Genomic DNA, 19,556 nt, shown 5'->3' with positions numbered 1-19,556 from the left:
TGCGTAAAAAAGCGAGCCGTGCACCGGGCCGGACGAGACCGGAAACTTAGAGTTCGACGATGCCGTTCGCGGTTTCGAAGCGGACCGACATGATGCCCGGCGTGCCGTTCGGCGCGGTCCACGCAACCTTGACGTCGTCGAGCAGGTCATCCACCGGGGTGCCCAGCCAGTCCGCCACGCGATCCGAGGAACCGGCAATGGTCAGGCCGATCAGCTTGACGGATGCCGGGCGGGCGTTGGACGGGTGAAGCGCCTCGGTGCCGTCATCCCAGCGCAGCATGTAGGGAACCTGCGGGTCGGCGATCAGGCCCTTGATGCCGATCTGCTGCCAGGTCAATTCCTGGCCGTCCGGGAACTTGCGGTTTCCGGGAACCGCATGGCGGCCCAACCGCTCTTCGAACGGGGTTAGATCGTCCACTTCCACGCACCAGCCCATCCAGCCGCCGCCGGCTTCGGAGCGGGCACGCACGGCCTGCCCGAAGGGGGCTTTGTCGGACGCGGGGTGGGCCAGGACCTCCACCACTTCCAGGTAATGGTGGTCGGTCAGCGGGAAGATCATATTGCGGGTGCCGAAGCGGGGGTGCACCCCGCCCTTGACTGCGTCAATACCCAGAGCTTTGGAGATCCGCTCTGAGGTGGCAGCCAGACCGTCGGGCTCAACAGCATAAGAAACGTGGTCGAAGCGCATAGCCATATCTTGGCACTTTGTGAACCCTCTCTCGACTTAGGGTGACCTAAGTCACCAGTATCCGGCCGGATGTGGCTCGAAGATCCATGTCTGGCAGGTGCTCACACCACCAGATTGGGGCGGAATAAGCGCCGCTGCGGGCGGTCATAAGGTGTCACATTGTTGCGGCCGGGCGGGCTCTCCGCTGAGACTGGACGCAGGTCATGAGTGCCAGCGTGAAACCCCGGTTTGCTGGCCGGCAACCCTCCAACCGCGGTGGGGTGCCCCGGGTGAAGACCAGGCAGCCGCCATCAGGCGGTGCGCAAGCGCGGGTCACACCCGGGATAGACATGCCGGCACGGCCGGATCCCGGATGACCCCTTCCCATGAAGGAGTTGCACCATGTCCAATGCAGACTGGTCCTTTGAAACCCGTCAGATCCACGCCGGCCAGGAGCCGGATGCCGCCACCGGCGCCCGTGCACTGCCGATCTATCAGACCACCTCGTTCGTGTTCCCCAGCGCCCAGAGCGCCGCGGACCGCTTTGCCCTGTCCGAGTTGGCGCCCATTTACACGCGGATCGGCAACCCGACCAGCGAGGCCGTTGAGGCCCGGGTCGCCAGTCTGGAAGGCGGTGTCGGTGCGCTGCTGTTGGCCTCGGGCCAGGCCGCATCCACGTTCTCCATCCTGAACTTGGCCGAGGCCGGCGACCATATTGTGGCCAGCCCCAGCCTGTACGGGGGCACGTACAACCTGCTGCGCACCACGCTGCCCAAGTTCGGCATCGAGGTGACGTTCGTCGAGGATCCGGACAACCTGCAGCAGTGGCGCGACGCAGTGCAGCCGAACACCAAGGCGTTCTTCGGCGAGGTGGTCTCCAACCCGCGCCAAGATGTACTGGACCTGGAAGCGGTCAGCAGCATCGCCCATGAGAATGGCGTGCCGCTGATCGTGGACAACACGCTGGCCACCCCGTACTTGATCCGCCCGATCGAGTGGGGCGCAGACATCGTGCTGCACTCGGCCACCAAGTACTTGGGCGGCCACGGGACGGCCATCGGCGGCGTGATCGTGGACGCCGGCACCTTCGACTTCGCTGCCGATCCGGAAAAGTTCCCGGGCTTCAACACCCCGGACGAGACCTACAACGGGCTGGTCTTTGCCCGTGACCTGGGCGTCGGAAGTGCGCTTGGCGCCAATCTCGCCTACATCCTCAAGGCCCGCGTCCAGCTGCTGCGCGACCTGGGGTCCGCGGTCTCCCCGTTCAACGCCTTCCTGATCGCCCAGGGGCTGGAGACGCTGAGCCTGCGGGTGGAGCGCCACGTGGCCAATGCACAGAAGGTCGCGGAATTCCTCGAGGCGCACGACGACGTTGCTTCCGTCGCGTACCTCGGCCTGCCGTCGAGCCCCTGGTACGACCGCGGCCGCAAATACGGTCCGAAGGGCACGGGCGCCATCGTGTCGTTCGAGATCAAGGGCGGGATCGAGGCCGGCAAGCGTTTTGTGGACGGCCTTGAACTGCATTCGCATGTGGCCAACCTCGGCGACGTGCGCTCGCTGGTGATCCACCCGGCGTCGACCACCCACGCCCAGCTTTCGGCCGAGGAACGGCTGACCGCCGGCGTGACCGACGGACTGGTCCGGCTCTCCGTGGGCATCGAGAACGTCAACGACATCATCGCCGACTTGGAGGCCGGTTTCCGCGCCGCCAAGGGCTCGGACGACTAGGCAAGCAGGTAGAACGCAGCGTGACGATCGTGCAACCGCAGGAACTGGTGGATCAGGCGACGGATGGCGTCCTGCGCAGGATGCCAGTAGGTGCGCTGGAGCTGGAGGCCGGCGGCTATCTGCCCGAGGTTGTCCTGGGATATGAAACCTGGGGCACCCTGAACGCGGATGCGTCCAACGCCGTCCTGATCGAGCACGCCCTGACCGGCAGCACGCATGTGGCCCGCGGTGCCTCCAACGAGGAGGGCTGGTGGGACGACCTGGTCGGTCCCGGCGCCACCATCGACACGGAGCGTTATTTCGTAGTGGCCGCCAACATGGTTGGCGGCTGCTACGGCTCCACCGGCCCGGCGACGCCGGCACCAGATGGTAAGCCGTGGGGGTCGCGGTTTCCGTTCGTCACCATCCGGGATTCGGTCCGGGCCGAGGCGAGGCTCGCCGATGCGCTGGGCATCCGCCGCTGGCACGCCGTGCTCGGCGGGTCGATGGGCGGGGCCCGCGCGCTCGAGTGGGCTGCGACGTTCCCCGAGCGCACGGCGCGGTGCGCCGTGATGGCGTGCGGGGCGGCCAGCACCGCCGAACAGATCGCGTTTGCCCAGGCGCAGGTCGCAGCCATCCGGCTGGATCCGCACTTTACCGGCGGCGACTACTACGGCGGTCCCGCCCCCGAAGCCGGACTAGGTATTGCCCGGCGAATCGCCCACATCAACTACCGTTCGGAGCCTGAACTGGAGTATCGGTTCGGCCGCTCGGCGCAGGCGGAGGAACAGCCGTTTGGCGGCATCACGCCCTCCGCCCGCGGCCGCTATGCGGTGGAAAGCTATCTGGACTACCAGGCGGAGAAGCTGGTTTCCCGCTTCGACGCCAACAGCTACATCCTGCTCACAGAGGCCCTGGTCAGCCACGACGTGTCCCGCGGCCGCGGCTCGCTGGAGCAGTCCCTGGGCGGTCTCGCGGGGACGGAATTCTTCATTGCGGCGGTGGATTCGGACCGTCTCTACTTTCCGGAACAGTCGCGCCAGTTGGCCGAGGCGCTGCCCGGATCGGTCAAGGTGCACACCATCGAAACGCCGCTGGGCCACGACGGTTTCCTGACCGACGTCCACCAGTTGCATGACGAGCTCACGCAGGCGTTTTTCCCGCAGGTCTGACCGCACATTGCAGTTTGATCACGGTTGGGACGAATAAATCCATTCGATGGAGCCCCTCGGTAGCATGCCGGTAGGCCCCTGACCCACGCCGACGGCGTTTGGCCCGGAAGCCTCCAAACGAGGGGGGAACCATGCTGCGTGATTACCGAATCAAAGTTTCATTGCTGGCCGTTGGAGCGCTGGCGCTGGCCGGCTGTGGCGGGGGAGGCGGGGGCGGGGAGGGCGATACCCCGCAAAGCTCCGCACTACGGATCGTGTACCAGACCACCGAGGCCAATGCCACGATGGATGAGGTGATGAAGAAGGCGAAGGCCGATTTTGAGGCTGCGCACGACGGCGTGACGGTCAATTTGGAGCCCATCACCGGCAGCGACGAAGACTATGCGACCAAGCTCGCCTTATCCCAGCGGTCGCCGGACACCGCCCCGGACGTGTTCTACGAGGACACCTTCAAGATCCGTTCGGACGTGGATGCTGGCTACCTCCTGAACCTGGATCAGTATCTGGCCGAGTGGGACGACTGGGCGAACTTCAACGACGGAGCCAAGGAAGCCGGTCGCGCGGACGATGGCAGTATCTATGCTGTCCCGCTGGGTACCGATACTCGGGCCATTTGGTACAACAAGAACGTCCTGCAAAAGGCCGGCGTGGACGTCCCCTGGGCTCCGAAGGACTGGAACGCCATCCTGGAGGCGGCCCGGGCCATCAAGTCCTCGCAGCCGGACGTGGTCCCGTTCAACCTCTACGCCGGCACGGGCACCGGCGAAGGCACCGTCATGCAGAGTTTCTACCAGTTGCTCTATGGCACCGGCGACACGCTCTACGACGACGCTGAAGGCAAGTGGGTGGTCGGCTCGCAAGGCTTCATTGACTCGCTGGCCTTCCTGCAGACGCTCTATCAAGAGGACCTGGCCGTCACACCGGCCGAGGCCTTGGACCCGAACGTGTGGCAGATGGTCTTCGGCCAGCTGTTTCCCGAGGACAAACTGGGCGGAACCGTGGAAGGTTCCTACTCGCCGTCGTTCTGGCAGGAGGGAGGGTTGGTGGACTGGCCCGAATATGGCGACGTGATGGGCGTGGCACCGTTCCCCACCCAGAGCGGACAGGAGCCGGGAGCAGTCAGCATGTCCGGCGGTTGGACACTGGCGGTAGGCGCCAATTCAGCGAATCCCGATCTCGCGTTCGAGTTCCTCACGGAGGTGATGAACCAGGAGAACTCGCTGCAGTACACCGTGGCCAATTCGCAGATCGCAGTCCGTACCGATGTGGCCAAGGACCCCGCCTACTTGGAAGCCAATCCGTTCGTGGGCGAGGTTTCCGAACTGGTCTCGGTGACTAATTACCGGCCTGCCACAGCCGACTACCCGCAGATTTCGACCGCTGTCCAGGAAGCCACCGAAGCGGTGATGATGGGGAAGAAGACACCCGAGGAGGCCGCGGCCGAGTTCGACGCCGCCGTCACCGACCTTGTTGGCGCAGAAAACACAGTGCAGAAGTAGCAGCAGTGACAGCCGCCGAGGTGGTGGCCCGCGACGCCGAAACGCGTGGCGGCACTGAGCGGGGCCGGCGCCGCCCGCCGGGGAGGACAGTGCTGCGGCTGCTGCCGCTCGGCCCTGCCGTGGTGCTGCTGGGCGTGTTCCTGGCCGGCCCGATCCTGTGGGCTTTCTACGGGTCCTTCACCAATGCTGCACTGACCGGCGTGGCCGCCAAGGACCCGCAGTGGGTCGGGCTGGAAAACTATACCGAACTGCTCAGCGACCCGGATTTCCTGCAGTCGCTCTGGCTGACGGTCATCTTCGTCCTCGTCTCCGCCGTGCTCGGCCAGAACCTGCTGGGCCTGGGCATCGCGCTGCTGATGACGAAAGCAAGCAAGGCGGTTTCCGCGGCCGTGGGGGTCTGCGTGGTGGCGGCCTGGGTATTGCCGGAAATCGTGGCCGGCTTCGTGGCCTATGCTTTCTTCAACCGGGACGGAACCTTGAACCAGCTCACCGCGCTCTTCGGCATCGACGGGACCGACTGGCTGTTTACGGTCCCCATGCTGGCGGTGATCCTGGCCAACATCTGGCGGGGAACGGCGTTTTCCATGATGGTGTACCAGGCGGCGCTGAACGATGTGCCGGAGGAGATCACGGAAGCGGCGATGATCGACGGCGCCGGCGGATCACAGCGGTTGTGGTACATCACCCTGCCGATGATCCGGCGCAGCATTGCCACCAACCTGATGCTCATTACCCTGCAGACGCTTTCGGTTTTCACCCTGATCTACGTGATGACGGCCGGCGGCCCGGCAGGAGCCAGCACCACGCTGCCGCTCATGGCCTACGAAGAGGCCTTCCGCTACAGCGACGTGGGCTACGGCACCGCCATCGCCGTCGTGATGCTGTTGATCGGGGCGGTCTTCTCCGTCATCTACATCCGTGCGCTGCGCGAAAGGAAGGGCTGAGCTGATGAACCGTCCCGGTCAGCTGTCCGTGGCTTCCGGCCGGCGCAGTACCGTTGCGGTGCTCGCGAACACCTCCCTGCTGGTCATTGCGGCGTGCTTCTTGCTGCCGTTGAGCTGGCTGATCCTGGCCTCGCTGGATGCGGAGGCCAGCTATCAAACACAGTTCCCGGCCGAGGTGTCCGCGGCCAACTACGCGGCGGTGCTCACGCCGGAATTGACGTTCGTGCCGCTCCTTAACAGCTTCCTGTTGTCCGGCGGGACCGCGGTGGTCACCGTGCTGGCGGCAGTGCTGGCGGCTTATCCGCTCTCGCGGTACCAGCTGCGTTTCAACAGGCCGTTCCTGTACATCGTTTTGTTCGGAACGTGCCTGCCGATCACGGCGATCATGGTCCCGGTCTACAGCCTGTTCGTGCAGCTGAACTTCCTCGACTCGCTGGCGGCCACCACGCTGTTCATGGCGGCATCATCCCTGCCGATGGCCATCTGGATGACCAAGAATTTCATGGATTCGGTCCCGGTCAGCCTGGAAGAGGCGGCCTGGGTGGACGGGGCCTCGGCAATGAACGCGCTGGCCAGGATCGTGGTGCCGCTGATGCGTCCGGGACTCGCGGTGGTCTTCATCTTTGTCTTCATCCAGGCGTGGGGGAACTTCTTTGTTCCCTTCATCTTGCTGCTCTCATCCGCCAAGCAGCCCGCGGCGGTCAGCATTTTCAGCTTCTTCGGCCAGCATGGCGCCATCGCCTACGGGCAGTTGGCGGCATACTCGGTCCTGTACTCGGTCCCCGTGGTGCTGCTCTACATTCTGGTCTCACGCGGGATCGGCGGTTCCTTCGCGATGGCCGGCGCGGTGAAGGGCTGATCCAGCCGCTCTGGCAGAAAAGGACGGTGCCATGCACGACGACGCGGCCCAGGTCGAGGCGCGGATCCGCCGGTTCATTCTCGAACGGCTGCACCCGGCGGTCTACCCGGCGGCGGTCCCGGTGCAGCTGGCGGCCTGGCATGTACCGGGCGAACCGGTCGCGTTCCGGGAGGCGATGGCGGCCGGCTTCACCGAGTTTGCGGCGGGCAGCACCTGGGGGCCGGCCTGGTCCACCAGCTGGTTTCGGCTCAGCGGGCAGATCCCGGCGGAATGGACCGTGGACTCCGGGCATCGGCCGGAGCTGCTGCTGGACCCGGGGTTCACCCCCGGCATCCCGGGCTTCCAGGCGGAGGGGCTGGTCTACACCCCGCAGGGCGGGATCATCAAGGCCATCGAACCGCGCAACGCCTACGTGCCTCTGGACGCACGGCCGGGCGCCGCCGTCGAGCTGTATCTGGAGGCGGCAGCCAACCCGGACCTGCTCGAGAACTTCAACTTCCAGCCCACCCCGATGGGAGACCCCGCCACCATCGGGCGGAACCCGTGCTACACCTTCCGCCGGGCCGACATTGCGCTGCGCGACGTCGCGGCCTGGGAACTGCTGCAGGACTTCACGGTGCTGGAGCAACTCATGCTCCAGCTCGATCCGGGGCAGCCGCGCCGCGCCCAGATCCTGCGGACGCTGGAGCACGCACTCAACGTGCTGGATCCCGCGGACATCGCCGGCACCGCCGCGGCCGGCCGTGCCGTGCTGGGGCCCGCGCTCGCCGCCCCGGCAGCCGGCAGCGCGCACCGGATCCACGCTGTGGGCCACGCGCACATCGACAGCGCCTGGCTCTGGCCCGTCCGCGAGACCAAGCGCAAGATTGCCCGGACCTTCGCGAACGTCCTGTCCTTGCTGGATTCGGACCCGGAGTTCGTCTTCGCCGCCTCTTCCGCGCAGCAGTACGCCTGGCTGAAAGAGGGATATCCGGAGCTGTTCGCACGGGTGGCGGACCAGGTCAGGGCCGGCCGATTTGTCCCGGCCGGCGGGATGTGGGTCGAGGCAGACACGAACATGCCCGGCGGGGAGGCGCTGGCCCGCCAGTTCATCGCCGGGAAGAAGTTCTTCCGGACCGAGTTCGACGTGGATCCGGAGGAGGTCTGGCTCCCGGACTCCTTCGGCTACTCCGCCGCCATGCCGCAGATTGCCCGCGCCGCCGGGTCCCGCTGGTTCCTGAGCCAGAAACTTTCCTGGAACGAGACCAACACCTTTCCGCACCACACCTTCCGCTGGGAGGGAATCGATGGCAGCCGGATTTTCACCCACTTCCCGCCGGCGGATACCTACAACGCGGAGATCACCGCGGCCGAGCTCGCCCGGGCCGAACGGCGCTTCGCGGAGAAGAGATCCGCCAATACCTCGCTGCTGCCCTTCGGCTACGGCGACGGCGGCGGCGGACCGACGCGCGAGATGCTCGCTGCCGCACACCGCACCGCCGACCTGGAAGGCTCGCCGCGGGTACGGCTCTCCAGCCCGCAGCGGTTCTTCCGTGCCGCGGAGGAAGAATACGACCGGCCGCCGGTGTGGTCGGGGGAGCTGTATCTGGAATACCACCGGGGCACCTACACCTCGCAGGCGCGCACCAAACGGGGCAACCGCCGCAGCGAGCATCTGCTGCGCGAGGCCGAGCTCTGGGCGGCGACGGCGGCGGTGCGAGGTGCCGCGCCCTACCCGTACGATGCGCTGGAACAGGCGTGGCAGACCGTGCTGTTGCAGCAGTTCCACGACATCCTGCCCGGTTCCTCGATCGCCTGGGTGCACCGCGAGGCTGAGGCCAACTATGTGCGGCTGGCGGCGGAACTGGCGGGTATGATCGACGGCTCGCTGCGTGCACTGTTGGGCCGCGGCGCAGGAAGCGCCGTGGCCAATGCCGGCCCGTATCCGGTGGACGGCGTGCCCGCGTTGAGTGCCGTGAGGGCCGCGGACCCACCCGACCCGGGCGCAGAGTCAGGCGTCGGCGTTGAACCCAGTGGCGACGGCTGGCTGCTGGCCAACGGTCTGCTCCGGGTGCTGATCGATTCCGAGGGCCTGATCTCCTCACTGGTGGACTTGGACACCGGGCGGGAGGTCATTCCCGCCGGCACGCAAGCCAACCTGCTGCAGCTCTTCCGCGACACCCCGGCCAGATGGGACGCCTGGGATTTGGACGAGCACTACAAGTCAGTTGGCCAGGAGCTGCGCGCGGTCGAAGCCATCGAGGCCTTTTCCGGCGAGGTGGACGCCGCGACGGCCCTGCCGGCCGCGCCCCGATGGGCGGGGCTCCGCGTCACCCGCAGCTTCGGCGCCTCCCGCGTTGTTCAGACGGTTTGGCTGGCCGCCGGATCCCGATCGCTGGAAGTCGAGACGACCGTCGACTGGCACGAGCGGCAGAAGCTGCTGAAGCTGGCCTTCCCGCTGGACCTCCACACAGACCGGGCGGCATCGGAGATCCAGTTCGGCCACGTCTTCCGGCCCACGCACAGCAATACGTCCTGGGACGCAGCGCGGTTTGAAACCTGCGCGCATCGCTGGGTGCAGGTGGGCGAGCCCGGCTTCGGCGTCGCCATCGCCAATGACTGCACCTACGGGCACGACATCCGCCGGACCGAGCCGGCCACCATGCCCGCTACTGTGGTGCGGCAATCGCTGCTGCGGGCGCCGCTGTTCCCTGATCCGCAGGCCGATCAAGGCGAGCACACGTTCCGGACGTCGTTGGTGATCGGCGCCGGCATCCCGGACGCGGTGCGGGCCGGCTACCGGCTCAATCTGCCTCCGCGCCTTGTCCACGGGGTGGGGCCCGGCCCGGTGGCCCCGTTGTTCCGGGTGGACCATCCGGCGGTGGTCGTCGAGGCTGTCAAGCTGGCGGAGGACCGCTCCGGCGACGTGATCCTTCGCTGCTACGAGTCCTTCGGCGGCCGGGCGAAGGCCACCATCAACGCCGGCTTCGGCTTCGCGGGCGTCTCGGCCACGGACCTGTTGGAGCGCGACGTGGAGGATGTCCGGCTGGAACTGCCGGCGGAGCGCTCGGTCGGCATCGAACTGCGGCCGTTCCAGTTGCTAACCCTCCGCTTCCGCAGCACCACCGGCGCCTGAGAACGGCGGTTCAGGCCAGTTCCAGCGTGACGGGCCGGCGCAGGAACGCCGCGTACCGTTCCACGGCACCGTCTACGGCGTGCCGCTCCGCGGCGCTGAACGCGCGCAGCGGCTTGAGCCGCAGCTCGGCCGAGCCGGGCTTGAGCACGTGTTTCCAGTTGCCGGCCATTTTCCCTTCCAGCAGCAGGACATGCTGCGGCACCGTGCTGCTCAGCGCCGCAGGCGCGGGCCCGCCCAGATAGCCGCGCGTCTTGCTGTAGCCCATCACGTATTCGTCGTAGCACTGGATCAGGTCGGCGCGGGGCGGTACGTCCTCGGCCGTGGCCAGGCCGCCGTTGGACCCGGCCGCGGGGGAGAACCAGAGCTCCACGCCATCGGCCTGGGTCAGTTCCAATCCTTCCTGCCCGCCGGCTTCCAGTCCGCGCCTGATGTCGGCCTGCGGCAGCTTGGACCAGTCGGAGCAGTCCTTCACCGAGGCAGGCCCGCGGCTGGCGAAGTACCGCGCGGTCAGCCGCGCCAGTGCCGTGTCCCGCTCAAAATTTGCACTCAGCGGCGGCACGCGTTCGTCGAAGGTCGCATAGGTTTGCTGCACGGCGCCGGAGTCAGCGGACCGCGGCGTCCCGCTGACCAGGATCCGGTCCATCTCGGCGTGGAACACCAGATGTCCCAGCCGCTGGCCGCGCAGCGGCGCACCGTTCAGCTTTACCCCGTCGTCCTCAAGCAACCCCGCTTCGGTGAGTTTGGACGCGAGTTCGTCCCGGCTGCGGTGCCGGCCGTCGGCCACCGCCGCGGCCAGCACGTCATTGCTGCGCGCGACCGTCGCCGTATCCAGCCCGAGTTGCCGGTCCCGGCCCTTGTTGCCGGCCTTGAGCCGGGGTGCGCACAGCAGCATCAGCCAGCGCAGATCGCCGCGGTGCACGAAGTGCCAGGTGGGCCGCAGGATGTGCGTGCGCAGAATGGTTCCGGCGGCGATCGCAGCATCGACGTCCGCGGCGGTGTCTCGGGCCTGGCCGCCGGTCCGCTGCGCCAGCGACCAGCGGGCGTAGGCATACTCCTGCGACTGGAAGGCCAGGAGCCAGCGCAAGGCTGCCTCGGCGTCGTCCGCGGGATGGTCCCAGAGCCGCTGCGCCCGCAGGCGGTGGCGGCGGATGTCCTGGGGACCGGGTTGCCGCACGGCAGGTCCGTTAGGCAGCGGTGCCGGGAGGCATGCCCGGGCCGAAGAAGGGGTCGGCCGCCGGACGCTTGGGCAGGATCCCGTCGCCGGAGGACTGGTGCCGCAGCCTGCGCAGCACCCACGGCACGAAATGCTGGCGGGCCCAGACCAAGTCCTCGGTGCGGGCGGTCCGCCAGCGCTTGGGAGGCAGCGGTTTGAGGACCTCCGGCTGCAGCGAATGCTCCACGTTGAGTGCGTCCAGAACCATGGCGGCGATGGTGTGGTGCCCAAGCGGAGAAAAATGCAGCCGGTCCGGCGCCCACATCTGCGGCGCCTTCAGCTGCCGCAGCGCCCACATGTCGGCGACGATGGCGTCGTGGCGGGCGGCGACCGTGCGCAGGTTCTCGTTGTAGATGGCCGCCCTGGCCCGGACACTGCCGAGCAGCGGCGTGTCGCCGACGTCGGGCGCGGTGAACAGCACGATGGTCGCACCGGAGGCGGCCAGCCGGGCGACGGCCTGGTCCATTTTCTCGGCCAGGGCATCCGGGTCTGCGCGGGGCCGGAGCACGTCATTGCCGCCGGCGCAGAGCGAGATGAGATCGGGCTTCAGCGCCAGGGCCGGTTCGATCTGTTCATCGATGATCTGTTGGAGCAGGCGGCCGCGGATGGCGAGGTTGGCGTAGGCAAAGTCCTCATGGCCGCGGGCCAGCTCCTCGGCGACCCGATCGGCCCAGCCGCGGTAGCCGCCCGGGCTGTCCGGGTTGGGGTCTCCGATTCCTTCGGTGAAGGAATCGCCAATGGCTACGAAGCGGCTCCAGGGGTGGCCGGCGCCGGCAGTTGCCGACGGTGCTTCGGTACGGGACAAGTTACTCACAGGTACATTCTCCCAAGAACCGCTGCGGATGCACAGATTTGGCCGAATCAATACCTGAATCATCTTTCAGGAAAGCATGGCGTGCGGCGGATTCTTTGGCTAATGTGTGAGCTGGAGCGGCCATCCCGGCTGACACGATCTCGAGGAGCTGAGATGGAATTGCTGGCGGGAATCACTGCGCGGCGGGTGCCGACCAAGCGGCTGACCGTGAATGTTTTGGAGCGCGCCGGCGACCGGCCGGACGGTGTTCCGGTCATCCTGCTGCACGGGAATGTCTCCTCGTCGCTGTTCTGGCAGGAGACCATGCAGGCGCTGCCGCCGGAATACCGCGTGCTGGCGCCGGACCTGCGGGGGTTCGGCCAGACCGACACCGCCCCGGTGGACGCCGGCCGCGGGCTGCGCGACTTCGCCGATGACCTCCACGGGCTGCTCGAGACCCTGCAGTTGGCCCCCGCGCACGTGGTCGGCTGGAGCATGGGCGGGGGAGTGGCGATGCAGTACGCACTCGAGCACCCGGTCCTGAGCCTGGCGCTGCAGGCGCCGGTCTCGCCGTACGGCTTCGGCGGCACGGCAGGTCCGGAGGGGCGGCGGCTGACCGAGGACGACGCCGGAACCGGCGGCGGTGGTGCCAACCCGGACTTCGTGGCGCGGCTGGCGGCGGCCGACACGAGCGACGACGCACCCGCTTCGCCGCTCTCTGTCTACCGCTCCACCTACGTGCATGCCGGTTTCGAGTCCCCGCACGAGCACATCTGGGTCGAGTCGATGCTCAGCACCAAGACCGGTCCCGACAACTACCCCGGGGACTCCGTTCCGTCGCAGAACTGGCCCGGCTTCGCCCCAGGACGCAGGGGCGTGCTCAATACGATGGCGCCGGGAGTTTTCAACACCAGCGCTCTGGTGGATCTGCCGGAGAAGCCGGACATTCTGTGGATCCACGGCGACAGCGACGCCATCGTCTCCGATGCTTCGTTCTTTGACCTGAACTGCCTGGGCAAGGCCGGCGTGCTCCCGGGCTGGCCGGGGGAGGAGACAGCCCCGCTGCAGCCGATGGTCTCGCAGACCCGGGCGGTGCTGGAGAAGTATGCGGCCAACGGCGGGCGTTTCACCGAGGTCCTGCTGGAGAACTGCGGGCATTCGCCCCATCTGGAATACCCCGACCGGTTCGTTGCCGAATTGACGGCGCACATCGCGCGAAGCGGCGGCACCGCTGGGTAGGCGGCGCACCGCGGAGGGAACGACGAGAGCCACTGACCCGAAGAAACTCAAACTTTCAAGTAATGACCGTTCTGTGCGATCATGGACGGCATGACTGAAACTACTTATCAGCCCGTGGTTGCCTGGTCCAAGCCTGAGCAGGAACGGGCGGGCACGCCGCTGCTGGTGCTCTTCCACGGCTACGGATCCCACGAGCAGGACCTGATGGGCCTGGTGCCCGGGCTCCCGGAGGAATTCACCGTGGCGGCCGTCCGCGCGCCGGTGGCGATGGGGCCGGGCTTCACCTGGTTCCCGCTGATGCACGAACCGGACTTTTCCGTGGACAAGGTGACTAAGGCGGTCGGTGACGTGGTGGCCTGGCTGGACAGCGTCAAGGGCCAGCACAGCAGCGTTTCGGTGCTGGGCTTCTCGATGGGCATGGCAGTGGCCACGTCGGTGCTGCGCCACCGGCCGGAGGAGATCGCCGCCGTCGTCGGGCTGTCCGGCTTCGCCGTGCCCGCCGATGGCAACGACTTCTTCCGCGACGATGCCGTCAAGGCCATCAAGCCGCCGGTTTTCTGGGGCCGCGACCAGGAGGACCCGGTCATCACCGCTGACAAGATCGAGTTCACCCATGAGTGGGCGAACGAGCACGTCGACCTGACTAAGGTTCTCTATTCAGGCATCGGGCACGGCATCAACGCCCAGGAACTCTCACACGTGAAGGAATTCCTGACCTACAAGGTGCTGAACGCCCAGTAGCACTCACCCGGTGGTCGGTGGAGGCGCGCCGGCGCCGAGTAGAGACCTGCCGACCACCGGAGGTTTCTGACGGCCGTCAGCCGCGGCTGACGCGCACCGTTTCGCCGTTGCAGCTGACCGTGTCCCCGGCGTGCAGTTGGCGTCCCCGGCGGGTCTCGATCTCGCCGTTCACCTTCACCAGCCCGTTCTCGACGAATTCCTTGGCCTGGATCCCGTCCTCGGCCAGGTTGGCCAGCTTGAGCAGCTGGCCCAGCCGGATCATTTCGTCGCGGATCGGCACGTCATACATTTCGTCGGAAGCCATGCCTCCATCATGCCTGACCCCGCCGGGCATAAGGTGTCCAGTGTGTCCAGCACCTCGCCGCTTCCGCTGATCCTGAGCCTGCCGCTGGCTGTCGGCACCGGCCTGGCCATCCCGGTGCAGGGTCGGATCACCGGTGCGCTCGGCGCCGAGCTTGACGACGGACTGGCTGCCGCCGTCGTCAGTTTCAGCGTGGGTCTGGCGGTGATGATGGTGGTGACCCTGGTGCTGCCGGGCGGCCGTGCCGGAGTCCGCCGTATTGCCCCGGCCCTGCGCGAACGGCGCTTTCCGCGCTGGTACCTGCTGGCAGGGTGCCTGGGCGGCTTCATGGTGTTGTCCCAGGGCCTGACCGTCCCACAGATCGGCATCGCCCTGTTCATCGTGGCCACGGTCGCCGGCACCTCGCTCAGCGGCTTGCTGGTGGACCGGATGGGGCTGGGGCCGGCGGGACGGAAGGCGATCACCGCACGGCGCATCGCCAGCGCGGCGCTCACCTTGGTGGCAGTTGTCTGGGCGGCGTCGCCGAAGTTCTCGGTCGAGGCCGGCGGCCTCTGGCTGTTGCTGGTGCTGCTGCCCCTGGCGGCCGGCTTCCTGCGCAGCTTCCAGCAGGCGATGAACGGAACGGCCAGCGTGCACTACGGCACCCCGCTGACGGCGACGCTGATCAATTTCGCCGCGGGCAGTCTCGCGCTGTGGATGGCGTGGCTGGTGAAGTTCGCGGTGGCGGGCGCCGGCAATCCGCTGCCGTCTCAGTGGTGGTACTACCTGGCCGGTCCGATGGGCTGCATGTTCGTCATCTTCGCCAACATCCTGGTGCGCTCGCTGGGCGTGCTGCTGGCCGGAATCGGGATGATCGCCGGACAACTGCTCGGATCGCTTGCCCTGGATGCGTGGTTCCCCGTGCCCGGGACCTTCTTGGCGCCCGCCACCGTGCTGGGCACGCTGCTGGCCATGGCCGCGCTGCTGCTGGCCACCGTGCCGGCGCCGCGCCGACGGGCGGGCCTGCGGGAGGGGCGGCGGGCGGAGCCGTCCGGCACCGGGGCGGCGCCCCGGCCCTAAGGTAGATGGTGTGCCCCTCCACCATCGTCTGCCGCTGGCCGTTGGACTGCCATTGGCGGTCGCGGCAGGCATCTGCATGCCGATCCAGGGCAGGATCAACGGTGCCCTCGGTGCTCGGCTCGACGACGGCCTGGCCGCAGCCGTCGTCAGTTTCAGCACCGGCCTGGTGCTGCTGGCAGTGCTCTGCCTGCTGCTGCCGAAGGCCCGCCGCGGACTGCGCCGCGTGGTTCCGGCGCTGCGGGACCGGAAGTTCCCGCGCTGGTACCTGCTGGCAGGCTGCAGCGGCGCCTTCCTGGTCCTGAGCCAGGCCGAAACCGTTGCGCTGATCGGCATCGCGCTGTTCACCGTCGCGGCCGTGACCGGGCAGACCGTCTCCGGCTTGCTGGTGGACCGGCTGGGCTGGGGGCCGGGCGGACGGAGCCCGGTCACCGGCATCCGCGTCATCAGCGCGGTGCTCACCGTGCTGGCGGTGGCCTGGGCGGTATCGCCCAAGCTCACCCTCGGCGGCCCGGCCGGCGCCTGGCTGCTGCCGGTATTGCTGCCGCTGGCCGCGGGCTTCCTGCAAAGCTTCCAGCAAGCCCTGAACGGGGTGCAGACCATGCACTACGGATCTCCGTGGCCGGCCACGTTGATCAACTTCGTGGTGGGCGGTGCGCTGCTGTGGGCGGCTTGGGGCATCAAAGTGGCGGTTGCCGGCGTGGGCAATCCGCTGCCCGCCGAGTGGTGGTACTACTTGGGCGGACCCCATCGGCTGTGCTTTCATCGCGGTGGCCGCGGTGCTGGTCCGTGCAATGGGCGTGCTCCAGACCGGCCTGGGCATGATTTCCGGCCAGATCCTCGGCTCGCTGTTGCTGGATCTGGCGGTGCCGGCGCCGGGCACCGTGATTACGACGGCGACGGTGCTGGGGACGCTGCTCACCCTGCTGGCCGCCGTGCTCGGCACCCTGCCGTGGCAACGGCATCCGTTCAGGAACCGCTGAGGGCACCATCGCCGCCGGGGCTGCCTCATTCGGGTTCGGGGCAGCGTTTTCGGTAGGCTAACGTTGTAGCTTCGCTATGCGCCGATCCGTATCCGGAACCGCCGGACGGATCTGTGCCATGACAAGCCTCAGACCGCACCCAGCGGCCCTGGAGAGATACGGAGAACCACCTCATGGCAGCAGCCAAATCAGTCCTCGATTCGATCATCTCGCTGGCCAAGCGCCGCGGCTTCGTTTTCCAGGCTGGTGAGATTTACGGTGGATCCCGCTCCGCATGGGACTACGGGCCGCTCGGCGTCGAGCTGAAGGAAAACATCAAGCGCCAATGGTGGCAGACCATGGTGCGCGGCCGCGACGATGTGGTCGGGCTGGATTCCTCGGTGATCCTGCCGCGCCAGGTCTGGGAAGCCTCGGGCCACGTGGACGTCTTCTCCGACCCGCTGGTGGAATGCCTCAACTGCCACAAGCGCTACCGTGCCGACCACCTCGAAGAAGAATACGAGGAGAAGAAGGGCAGGGCGCCGGAAAACGGCCTTAAGGACATCGCCTGCGCCAACTGCGGCACCAAGGGCCAATGGACCGAACCGCAGGAATTTTCCGGCCTGCTCAAGACCTTCCTGGGCCCGGTGGCCCACGAGGAAGGCATGCACTACCTGCGCCCCGAGACCGCGCAGGGCATCTTCGTGAACTTCAACAACGTGCTGACCACCTCGCGGAAGAAGCCGCCGTTCGGCATCGGCCAGATCGGCAAGAGCTTCCGGAACGAGATCACCCCGGGCAACTTCATCTTCCGCACCCGCGAATTCGAGCAGATGGAGATGGAGTTCTTCGTGGAGCCGGGCACTGACGAAGAATGGCATCAGTACTGGATCGACGCCCGGCTGCAGTGGTACGTGGACCTGGGCATCAACCCGGACAATCTGCGCCTCTTCGAGCACCCGCTGGAAAAGCTGAGCCACTACTCCAAGGGCACCACCGACGTCGAATACCGCTTCGGCTTCCAAGGCTCGGAATGGGGCGAGCTGGAAGGCGTCGCCAACCGGACGGACTTCGACCTGTCCACCCACACCAAGCACTCCGGCACCGACCTGAGCTACTTCAACCAGGCCACCAACGAGCGGTACACCCCGTACGTGATCGAGCCGGCCGCGGGCCTGACCCGGTCCTTCATGGCGTTCCTGGTGGACGCCTACACCGAGGATGAGGCGCCGAATGCCAAGGGCGGTGTGGACAAGCGCACGGTGCTGCGGCTGGATCCGCGACTGGCCCCGGTCAAGGCCGCGGTGCTGCCGCTGTCCCGCAACGAGGACCTCTCGCCAAAGGCCAAGGAACTCGGCGCGGCGCTGCGCAAGAACTGGAACATCGACTTCGACGACGCAGGCGCCATCGGCCGCCGTTACCGCCGCCAGGACGAGATCGGCACCCCGTTCTGCATCACCGTGGACTTCGACACCCTCGAGGACCAGGCGGTGACCATCCGTGAACGCGACTCGATGGCCCAGGAGCGCGTCTCGCTGGACAAGGTGGAAGGCTATCTGGCGGCCCGTTTGATCGGCGCCTAAGCCAGGCGCCCGTTACCGCCTTAGAACCGCCCGTCTCAGGGCAGCGCACCGATGAAGGAGAACCATGGCCCAGCTGACCTACCGCGACTGGCGCGAGGACGATGACCTGGCCCTGCTGGAAATCTGGGGCGATCCGGAGACCGGCCAGGCCGGCCATTTCCGGGCCATGCTCCGGCCGTCCGCCGACCAGCCCTGGTCGCGCTGCATCGTGGCGGAGGACCAGGGGATAGCGGTCGCCGCGGGTGCGGTCTACGAGACCAGCCTGCACCCGGACCGGCTCTGGGTCTACGTCGAAGTTGCCCGCGGGCACCGCGGCGCGGGCGTCGCCAGCGACCTGCTGGCGAGGCTCCGCGCCGAAGCCGAGCAGGCGCCGTCGGGCGTGCGGAAGCTGCGGGCCAAGGTGGAGCCGGAGACGTCCGGTGCTGCGTTCGCCCGGGCCGCCGGCCTGACCCAGATCCAGAGCTCCCGCGTGGTGCAGGTTTCGCCCGGGGCGCTGCCGCTGCCGGCCCTGGGCGAGACCGGCCCGCAGCTGGAGGAGGCGGCCACCGGGTCGGTGGAGCTGACCCGTGCGGTGGCTGACTTTTACAACTCGGTCCACGTGTGGGACCGGGCGGACATGACCGTGGGACGGGCGCAGCAGATGCTGCTCAGCGAGTCCGCGGGGGCCGGCGGCGCGGTGGTGCTGCGCAGCTCGCCCAAGGCCGAGGGCGGCACCATCCAGGCTTTCGCCGTGAGCTACACGCATGAGCGCACCGACGCGCCGGCGGACGTGCTGCTGGGCTACGACACCGCGCTGCCGGCCGAGGAAGCCGAGGCCGCGGTGCGTGCGCTGCTGGCGATGCTGGTGGCCCAGTATCCCGTGCAGCTGGAGGTGGACGATTCGATGACCGCCGTGCTGGCCGTGCTGCAGCCGCTGCTGGACTCCGGCCTGGCCAGCCAGCTGGGCCCGGCAACCTCCATCGTCAGCGACTGACCGCCCAACCAAAGGAGCCGTCATGAAGGGTGTGCTGTTCGACGTCGACGGGACCCTGGTGGACTCGAACTACGTGCATGTACTGGCCTGGTGGGAAGCGTTCCGGCAGGCAGGTCTCGACGTTCCGATGGCTGCCATCCACCGCTGTGTCGGCATGGGCGGAGGCCGGCTCATCGAGGAATTGCTCGACGACGGCCGCGACCGGTCCGGGGACGAGCAGATCAAGGCGGCCCACGGCGCCGTCTTCTCCACCTACTGGCCGGCGCTGCGCCGCTTTGACGGAGCCCGGGAATTGGTGGACCGCGCGGCAGCGGAGGGCCTCGCCGTCGTGCTGGCATCCTCTGCCGAGGAAGCCGAACTGGCGGTGCTGCGCCGGGTGATCGACGCCGACGGCTCGATCACCGCCGCCACCAGCTCGGCGGATGCCGATAACAGCAAGCCTGCGCCGGACATCCTGCAGGCGGCGCTGGACGCGGCCGGGCTGCGGGCCGAAGATGCGGTCTTTGTTGGCGACGCGGTCTGGGATATCCAGGCGGCCGGAGACCTGGGGATTCCCTGCATTGGCCTCGAGTGCGGCGGGACCGCGGCGGGCGTCCTGACCCAGGCGGGAGCCGCCGAGGTGTACCGGAACCCGCAGGACCTGTTGGAGCACTTTTCCGAAAGCGCCCTCGGCGGGCTGCTGCGCGCATAGATCCCCGCCGGTGAGCGGCGTTTCCGGCAGCGGCCGGGCTT

The 19,556-nt window shown here is 67.6% G+C and carries 16 protein-coding genes, 1 pseudogene and 1 riboswitch; of the genes and pseudogenes, 13 read left to right on the top strand and 4 right to left on the bottom strand.

The genetic code is table 11. The annotated features are described in order from the left end of the window. Window positions 1-46: 46 nt before the first annotated feature. On the bottom strand, window positions 47-694 hold the full coding sequence (locus ACWF5H_RS15690; RefSeq protein WP_452037980.1) for a VOC family protein: 648 nt from the start codon (window positions 692-694) through the stop codon (window positions 47-49). Window positions 695-887: 193 nt separating this feature from the next. Then, window positions 888-1,002, top strand: a riboswitch (SAM riboswitch). 67 nt (window positions 1,003-1,069) lie between these two features. Here ACWF5H_RS15690 and ACWF5H_RS15685 point away from each other — a divergent pair. The 6 genes from ACWF5H_RS15685 to ACWF5H_RS15660 all read left to right on the top strand — a co-directional run bounded on the left by ACWF5H_RS15685 (window position 1,070) and on the right by ACWF5H_RS15660 (window position 9,963). Further along, window positions 1,070-2,395, top strand: a complete 1,326-nt coding sequence (locus ACWF5H_RS15685) for a bifunctional o-acetylhomoserine/o-acetylserine sulfhydrylase (protein WP_452037978.1) — start codon at window positions 1,070-1,072, stop codon at window positions 2,393-2,395. 80 nt (window positions 2,396-2,475) lie between these two features. Then, window positions 2,476-3,546 carry a homoserine O-acetyltransferase MetX gene (metX, locus tag ACWF5H_RS15680; protein WP_452038133.1) on the top strand — a complete coding sequence of 357 codons (1,071 nt, stop codon included), beginning with the start codon at window positions 2,476-2,478 and terminating at the stop codon, window positions 3,544-3,546. Window positions 3,547-3,677: 131 nt separating this feature from the next. Beyond that, entirely contained in the window at window positions 3,678-5,045 is a 1,368-nt protein-coding gene (locus ACWF5H_RS15675) for an extracellular solute-binding protein (protein ID WP_452037977.1), read from the top strand. A gap of 23 nt (window positions 5,046-5,068) precedes the next feature. Next, on the top strand, window positions 5,069-5,989 hold the full coding sequence (locus ACWF5H_RS15670; RefSeq protein WP_452038132.1) for a carbohydrate ABC transporter permease: 921 nt from the start codon (window positions 5,069-5,071) through the stop codon (window positions 5,987-5,989). Window positions 5,990-5,993: 4 nt separating this feature from the next. Further along, a complete protein-coding gene (locus tag ACWF5H_RS15665; RefSeq protein ID WP_452037975.1) occupies window positions 5,994-6,848 on the top strand; it encodes a carbohydrate ABC transporter permease in 855 nt (284 codons plus the stop codon). Window positions 6,849-6,879: 31 nt separating this feature from the next. After that, entirely contained in the window at window positions 6,880-9,963 is a 3,084-nt protein-coding gene (locus ACWF5H_RS15660; RefSeq protein ID WP_452037973.1) for an alpha-mannosidase, read from the top strand. A gap of 10 nt (window positions 9,964-9,973) precedes the next feature. Here the strand turns inward: ACWF5H_RS15660 and ACWF5H_RS15655 are convergent, their stop codons facing one another. Both ACWF5H_RS15655 and ACWF5H_RS15650 read right to left on the bottom strand, forming a co-directional pair. Beyond that, on the bottom strand, window positions 9,974-11,137 hold the full coding sequence (locus ACWF5H_RS15655; protein WP_452037972.1) for a winged helix DNA-binding domain-containing protein: 1,164 nt from the start codon (window positions 11,135-11,137) through the stop codon (window positions 9,974-9,976). 10 nt (window positions 11,138-11,147) lie between these two features. Continuing rightward, complete coding sequence (locus tag ACWF5H_RS15650) at window positions 11,148-11,990, bottom strand: SGNH/GDSL hydrolase family protein (protein ID WP_364650847.1); 843 nt, start codon at window positions 11,988-11,990, stop codon at window positions 11,148-11,150. Between the two features lie 153 nt (window positions 11,991-12,143). Between ACWF5H_RS15650 and ACWF5H_RS15645 the strand changes: the two genes are divergently transcribed. Together ACWF5H_RS15645 and ACWF5H_RS15640 are read left to right on the top strand one after the other, a co-directional pair. Then, window positions 12,144-13,208, top strand: a complete 1,065-nt coding sequence (locus tag ACWF5H_RS15645) for an alpha/beta fold hydrolase (RefSeq protein ID WP_452037970.1) — start codon at window positions 12,144-12,146, stop codon at window positions 13,206-13,208. Between the two features lie 90 nt (window positions 13,209-13,298). Next, window positions 13,299-13,949, top strand: a complete 651-nt coding sequence (locus ACWF5H_RS15640) for an alpha/beta hydrolase (RefSeq protein ID WP_452037968.1) — start codon at window positions 13,299-13,301, stop codon at window positions 13,947-13,949. 76 nt (window positions 13,950-14,025) lie between these two features. Here the strand turns inward: ACWF5H_RS15640 and ACWF5H_RS15635 are convergent, their stop codons facing one another. Then, window positions 14,026-14,253, bottom strand: a complete 228-nt coding sequence (locus ACWF5H_RS15635; RefSeq protein WP_364650838.1) for an RNA-binding S4 domain-containing protein — start codon at window positions 14,251-14,253, stop codon at window positions 14,026-14,028. Window positions 14,254-14,295: 42 nt separating this feature from the next. Here ACWF5H_RS15635 and ACWF5H_RS15630 point away from each other — a divergent pair, with 42 nt between their 5' ends. The 5 genes and pseudogenes from ACWF5H_RS15630 (at window position 14,296) to ACWF5H_RS15610 (ending at window position 19,515) form a co-directional block, all read left to right on the top strand. Beyond that, a complete protein-coding gene (locus tag ACWF5H_RS15630; RefSeq protein ID WP_452037967.1) occupies window positions 14,296-15,309 on the top strand; it encodes a DMT family transporter in 1,014 nt (337 codons plus the stop codon). Window positions 15,310-15,385: 76 nt separating this feature from the next. Then, window positions 15,386-16,289, top strand: a pseudogene (locus tag ACWF5H_RS15625) (DMT family transporter). A gap of 173 nt (window positions 16,290-16,462) precedes the next feature. Beyond that, window positions 16,463-17,851 (top strand): glycine--tRNA ligase, encoded by a 1,389-nt coding sequence (locus ACWF5H_RS15620; RefSeq protein ID WP_452037965.1) that lies wholly within the window; start codon window positions 16,463-16,465, stop codon window positions 17,849-17,851. A gap of 64 nt (window positions 17,852-17,915) precedes the next feature. After that, complete coding sequence (locus ACWF5H_RS15615; RefSeq protein ID WP_452037963.1) at window positions 17,916-18,824, top strand: N-acetyltransferase family protein; 909 nt, start codon at window positions 17,916-17,918, stop codon at window positions 18,822-18,824. A gap of 22 nt (window positions 18,825-18,846) precedes the next feature. Continuing rightward, a complete protein-coding gene (locus tag ACWF5H_RS15610; RefSeq protein WP_452037961.1) occupies window positions 18,847-19,515 on the top strand; it encodes an HAD family hydrolase in 669 nt (222 codons plus the stop codon). Window positions 19,516-19,556: the final 41 nt, after the last annotated feature.

It is taken from the genome of Arthrobacter sp. NPDC055138, from assembly GCF_053607305.1.
This window is presented reverse-complemented; position numbering and strand designations above follow the sequence as displayed.

What these genes read in the sequence shown, in the direction of transcription:
- ACWF5H_RS15690 (WP_452037980.1), bottom strand. Translation starts at nt 694, where the DNA reads ATGGCTATGCGCTTCGACCACGTTTCTTATGCTGTTGAGCCCGACGGT.
- ACWF5H_RS15685 (WP_452037978.1), top strand. Translation starts at nt 1,070, where the DNA reads ATGTCCAATGCAGACTGGTCCTTTGAAACCCGTCAGATCCACGCCGGC.
- metX (WP_452038133.1), top strand. Translation starts at nt 2,476, where the DNA reads ATGCCAGTAGGTGCGCTGGAGCTGGAGGCCGGCGGCTATCTGCCCGAG.
- ACWF5H_RS15675 (WP_452037977.1), top strand. Translation starts at nt 3,678, where the DNA reads ATGCTGCGTGATTACCGAATCAAAGTTTCATTGCTGGCCGTTGGAGCG.
- ACWF5H_RS15665 (WP_452037975.1), top strand. Translation starts at nt 5,994, where the DNA reads ATGAACCGTCCCGGTCAGCTGTCCGTGGCTTCCGGCCGGCGCAGTACC.
- ACWF5H_RS15660 (WP_452037973.1), top strand. Translation starts at nt 6,880, where the DNA reads ATGCACGACGACGCGGCCCAGGTCGAGGCGCGGATCCGCCGGTTCATT.
- ACWF5H_RS15645 (WP_452037970.1), top strand. Translation starts at nt 12,144, where the DNA reads ATGGAATTGCTGGCGGGAATCACTGCGCGGCGGGTGCCGACCAAGCGG.
- ACWF5H_RS15640 (WP_452037968.1), top strand. Translation starts at nt 13,299, where the DNA reads ATGACTGAAACTACTTATCAGCCCGTGGTTGCCTGGTCCAAGCCTGAG.
- ACWF5H_RS15635 (WP_364650838.1), bottom strand. Translation starts at nt 14,253, where the DNA reads ATGGCTTCCGACGAAATGTATGACGTGCCGATCCGCGACGAAATGATC.
- ACWF5H_RS15620 (WP_452037965.1), top strand. Translation starts at nt 16,463, where the DNA reads ATGGCAGCAGCCAAATCAGTCCTCGATTCGATCATCTCGCTGGCCAAG.
- ACWF5H_RS15615 (WP_452037963.1), top strand. Translation starts at nt 17,916, where the DNA reads ATGGCCCAGCTGACCTACCGCGACTGGCGCGAGGACGATGACCTGGCC.
- ACWF5H_RS15610 (WP_452037961.1), top strand. Translation starts at nt 18,847, where the DNA reads ATGAAGGGTGTGCTGTTCGACGTCGACGGGACCCTGGTGGACTCGAAC.